This window comes from Cellulomonas telluris (assembly GCF_004886325.1).
Lineage (GTDB): Bacteria > Actinomycetota > Actinomycetes > Actinomycetales > Cellulomonadaceae > Cellulomonas > Cellulomonas telluris.
The window spans coordinates 1-516 of sequence record NZ_QXFN01000113.1 but is presented as its reverse complement, the minus strand read 5'-3'; the positions used below and the strand labels follow the sequence as shown (position 1 = coordinate 516).

The window sequence follows — 516 nt, the reverse complement described above, 5'->3', positions numbered from 1 at the left end:
GATCTCGCCGACGCCGTCGACGTGCCCCTGCACGATGTGGCCGCCGAGCCGCTTGTCGACGGTGACCGCGCGCTCGAGGTTGACCCGGTCGCCCGGGGCGGCTCCGCGCAGCGAGGTCTTGTCGAGCGTCTCCTGCATGAGGTCCGCGGTCCAACGTCCGTCGCCGAGCTCGGCGACGGTGAGGCAACACCCGTTGACGGAGATGGAGTCTCCCAGCCCGGTGCCCTCGAGCACCGTGCTCGCCTCGACGGTCAGCCGGATGGCGTCGCCCTGGTCGGTGACCTCCGCGATGGTGCCGAGCTCCTCGACGATGCCGGTGAACATCTACTTCTCCCTCGGTTGTGGACGCATGGTCAGACGGACGTTGGTGTCCTCGCCGTCGCGGCCCTGCAGCACGGTCACGTCGCGGACCTGCAGGTGCAGGGCGTCGGCGATGGTGGTGATGCCGAGGTCGCCGACCGCGCTGGTGCCGGCGCCGAGCAGCATCGGGGCGACGTAGGTGACGACCTCGTCGAC

1 protein-coding gene and 1 pseudogene are annotated in these 516 nt (G+C 70.3%); both read right to left on the bottom strand.

Translation table 11 applies throughout. The annotated features are described in order from the left end of the window. Positions 1–324, bottom strand: a 324-nt coding sequence (locus FB586_RS18990; protein ID WP_370741104.1) for a riboflavin synthase, incomplete at its 3' end; no start/stop codon positions are given. Continuing rightward, a pseudogene (locus FB586_RS18985) lies at positions 325–516 on the bottom strand (bifunctional diaminohydroxyphosphoribosylaminopyrimidine deaminase/5-amino-6-(5-phosphoribosylamino)uracil reductase RibD); the annotation flags it as partial.